The sequence below is a fragment of the Frankia sp. CoBUL1 genome (assembly GCF_978021245.1).
In genome coordinates this window covers 1-3,107 of sequence record NZ_CDXDOS010000335.1, presented here as the reverse complement: position 1 = coordinate 3,107, position 3,107 = coordinate 1, and the positions used below count along the sequence as shown (strand labels likewise).

Here is a 3,107-nt window from a genome sequence, read left to right as displayed (position 1 = left end):
TTCACAGACGCCTCTCCTGACCGGAATACACGTGTGGGTGTACACGCTCAGAGTAGCCCCACGAACGTCGGCCGTACGGTTACAGATGAGTTCACCGATGTGAACAGTGCGTCAGGCGTGTTCGCAAGCGTGAACAATCGACCACCACTCGCTGCGTAGTCTGTCGACCGCCAGTTAAAACGGTCCTGTTGAAGGCCGCGTTCCCGGCGGGTCGACGAAGCAGGAACCGTCGCGGCCACCCGGCGTGGTCGCTGGCGGTTCGACCCCGACGAGAGGAAACCCACCATGTCCACGCCCACGATCATCGCGACCCGAAGAGGCCGCGATCTTGTTACGCCGAGACTCTTCGAGCGGTTGTGTAACCGGCTCGCGGCGGACCACCTGGCCGAGCGCATCATCGACCAGTCTCTGGCCTTCCTCGCCGCGTGCGGCGAGGACCCGGACACGCCGCATGTGCCCAGCCACACCATCGACCTGGGCTGGCACACCTTTCTGCTGCACACCAAGGAGTACACGCTGTTCTGCCGGCAGGTCGCCGGCCACTTCATCCACCACGTGCCCGACGACGCGCCACCCGACCGCAGCATCAGCGCAGCCAGGCGCGCTCGTACGATCACCCTGATGCAACAGGCCGGATACGCCGTCGACCACGAACTGTGGGCGACGTGCTCCACATGCTCCGACGAGGGCAACTGCTCGGCAAGCGGCAAGGACGGCGACGAAAATAAGGGCAGCCGGGTCCCCAAGTAGCGGAGTCGAACTTCCCATGAAGTGGAATGATCTGCCGACGCAGGTCCGCGACGCGGTTGAGGCGCAGACCGGACCCGTCACGTCCGCCGACTCGGTGGACGTCGGGGACGGCTGCGACCTCGCCGCGGTCGTGGATGCGGGTGAGCAGCGGCTGTTCGTCAAAGGCGTCCACGGCGGCGGCCGGCGAGCACGCTGGCTCCGTAACGAGCACACGTTCGGACACCTCGCCGCAGGAATCGCGCCGAGTCCACGGTTCGCATGCCAGGTCGATGACTGGCTGCTGGTTGGCTTCGAGCATGCGACCGGCCAACCAGCGGACCTCATCCCCGGCTCTCCTGACCTACCCCGCGTCCGGGACGTCGTCAACGACATCTCCCGCCGGACCGGCGAGGGTCTGCGCTCGCTTTCCGATCGATGGCGCAACACGGGTTGGTGGGAGGATCTAAAAACGCTTCCAGCTAGAGTTTTCCCCGATTGGGACGTAGCCACTGCGGCCGTCCACGCGGGCGCTGTGGTCGACGCCGTGGCCGGGAACCGGCTGATTCACACCGACCTTCATGCCCACCAGTTCATGATCAGAGAGGACCGTGTCTGGGTGGTCGACTGGGGCTGGCCGGCGCAGGGTGCCGGCTGGGTAGACGCCGCGTTCATGGTGATCCGTCTCATTGGCGCCGAGCATACCCGCCAGCAGGCCGAGCAGTGGGCGGCGGGGCTGGACTGCTGGGCGGGCGGCACCGACGAGGACCGGACCGCCTTCGCCTGCCACGTGGCGGGACTGTGGAGCATGCGAGCGGCGCAGTCGGACAGCCTTGCCGCTCAGAACCGAGCCGCCCTGGCGCGTGGCTATGCCACGTGGCGCCTGACCTGACCACGACCTGTATGGCCATGATGATCCCGTGATCCCGTGATCCCGTGATCCCGGGTTCGAGGTCAGTGCATCTGAGCCCCAGCCGGCGGGGTTGACTCCAAATCCTCCGCCGGCTGGCCCTTGGGACCCCGGCGAAGCCCCGAGCATGCGGGCCTCGCTGGGGTCCCCTGCCACATCTGGGGTCATCGCAACTTTTCTCTACCCGCCTCAAGATCGTCGCCCGGGTGGCGCTCGGCGAGGCCACCCTGCCGGTGACGATCGATGCCGGGAACCTGCCCGGCTACATCGGCCGGCCGCGGCACACCCGGAGTCGGCGGAGCGCACCGCCCTCCCGGGAGTGGCGACGGGCCTGGCGGTGACCGGCGCCGGCGGTGACGTCCTGTTCGTCGAGGCGTCGCTGGCCGACCCGGAGACCGGCGGGGCCGGGATCACCCTGACCGGGCAGCTCGGCGACGTGATGAAGGAGTCGGCGCAGATCGCGCTGTCCTACCTGCGCTCGCACGGGGTGGAGCTGGAACTTCCCGTCGGGGATCTGGCCGACCGCGGTGTCCACGTGCACGTCCCCGCGGGTGCGGTGCCGAAGGACGGGCCGAGCGCCGGGGTAACGATGACGACGGCCCTGGCGTCGCTGCTGTCCGGGCGGATGTGGCGATGACCGGCGAGGTGTCGCTGACCGGGCGCGTGCTGCCGATCGGCGGGGTGAAGCAGAAGCTGCTCGCCGCGCACCGCGCCGGCATCACCACGGTGCTGCTGCCGGCGCGTAACGGCCCGGACCTGGACGACGTCCCGGCGCCGGTGCGCGACGCGCTCACCGTCCGCCTGGTGACCGACGTCCGGGAGGTGCTGGACCTGGCCTTGGAGCCCGCCTTCGCCACCGGGCGCGCCGACCCGCCGGGCCACGGCGGGCGCTCCTCCACGCCGCTGGCCGCCTGAGGGTCACCCGCCGGCCCTGAGAGTCACCCGCCGGCCCTGAGGGTCACCCGCCGGCAAGGGGTCACCGGCCGTCTGAAGACCGATCAGGGGCGGCCCAGGGGCCGGGGAGGATGGTGAGCGAGAGCCAGCGACACGCCGGGGACGAGGTAAACACCATGTGACGAGGGAGGCGGAAGACGCAGATGGCGGCTACGGTCGGGGCGTGGATCGTGGTCGCTGTCTTCGGCAGGAGCGCATCGCACAGCAGCGCATCCTGGGGCTCAGTCGGCGAGGGGTGCGCCAGCGACCGCGGGACAATCGCGGGCCCGCCCATCCGCCGAACCGGCCACCCAGTCGGCGCAGGCGCGCCCGCTAGATCGTTCTGCCCTCGGCAGCCGCATCGACAAGCGGCTGCGCCTCCCGCGCCGATCCGTACAACCCATGCCGATCCGGCGCCGCGGCGGCCGGCGTGCCCGTCAACCCGCCGTCGGCCCACTTCCTCCCTCCCCCGGCCCGACTGCGCGCTTCGATCCCGGTCGGTCCCAGGCCGCGGGAATCGATCACCTTCCCGCCCATT

At 69.7% G+C, this 3,107-nt stretch carries 3 protein-coding genes and 1 pseudogene; 3 read left to right on the top strand and 1 reads right to left on the bottom strand.

Annotation, left to right across the window (positions count from 1 at the left end; genetic code table 11):
• Positions 1-285 precede the first annotated feature (285 nt).
• From AC08OX_RS16500 to AC08OX_RS16490, 3 genes and pseudogenes are all read left to right on the top strand, one after another.
• The gene (locus AC08OX_RS16500) at positions 286-750 is read left to right on the top strand and encodes a glycine-rich domain-containing protein (RefSeq protein WP_476608637.1); all 465 of its coding nucleotides are present in this window, start codon (positions 286-288) and stop codon (positions 748-750) included.
• A gap of 16 nt (positions 751-766) precedes the next feature.
• Complete coding sequence (locus AC08OX_RS16495; RefSeq protein ID WP_476608636.1) at positions 767-1,618, top strand: BUD32 family EKC/KEOPS complex subunit; 852 nt, start codon at positions 767-769, stop codon at positions 1,616-1,618.
• Positions 1,619-1,827: 209 nt separating this feature from the next.
• Positions 1,828-2,551: pseudogene (locus AC08OX_RS16490) on the top strand (S16 family serine protease); the annotation flags it as partial.
• Positions 2,552-2,902: 351 nt separating this feature from the next.
• Here the strand turns inward: AC08OX_RS16490 and AC08OX_RS16485 are convergent.
• On the bottom strand, positions 2,903-3,107 hold a 205-nt coding region (locus AC08OX_RS16485; RefSeq protein ID WP_476608635.1), incomplete at its 5' end, for a hypothetical protein.